Source organism: Nocardiopsis lucentensis DSM 44048 (assembly GCF_000341125.1).
Taxonomy (GTDB): Bacteria; Actinomycetota; Actinomycetes; order Streptosporangiales; family Streptosporangiaceae; genus Nocardiopsis; species Nocardiopsis lucentensis.
The window spans coordinates 1-679 of sequence record NZ_ANBC01000413.1; the positions used below are offsets into that span (position 1 = coordinate 1).

The window sequence follows — 679 nt, forward strand, 5'->3', positions numbered from 1 at the left end:
GGACGACGAGGGGCTCCCGTTCCTGTGGGAGATCGCGGCGGCCGACCCCGAGCTGTTGGCGGTCGCGGACCGCACCCGACCGGAGCGGATCGAGCTGTGGGACGTCCACGCGTACGACCGCACCGTGCTGGACCTGCACGGATACCGGATGGGCGATTGGCACGCACGCTACCTGTGGGCGGTGAGCGCACCGCTGCCGGACCTGGTCGCCGCGGGGGAGCGCGCGGAGGTCGGCGGGCTGGACGAGGTGGCCGTCCCCGAGAGCGGGCGGCGGGCCCTGGACCGCTTCGGGCTCCCCGGAGGCCTGTTCGCCCACCGTCTCGGGCAGGAAGGTCGTGACGGGGATCTCGGGGACGTGGGCCGCCTGGTGTACACGCACCCGTCCGGTGACGGGGAGTTCTGGGTGGAGCGCGGGACCGGCCGGGTGGCGCTGCCCTGGTCGGACCCCGCGTCCGCGGCCTGGGTGGCCTCCTCCTCGGTCGCGTTGGTGGAGATGGCCTGGCGCTGGTACTGGGTGGACCGGATCCTCGCCGAGGAGGACGTCCACGGCGGATGGGACCACCAGGAGGCGGACGAGGCCGAGTCCGACTTCCGGGACCTGGTGCGGTGGATCGACCCGGACTCGGTCTTCGCGCAGGAGTTCCCGCTGGTTGATCTTTTGTAGCCGCTACCGGAGGCC

Annotated in this window: 1 protein-coding gene; it reads left to right on the plus strand. The window is 72.9% G+C overall.

What is annotated here, in order from left to right; all coding sequences use genetic code 11:
• On the plus strand, positions 1 to 664 hold a 664-nt coding region (locus D471_RS34495; protein ID WP_040689701.1), incomplete at its 5' end, for an SUKH-4 family immunity protein.
• Between the last annotated feature and the right edge of the window lie 15 nt (positions 665 to 679).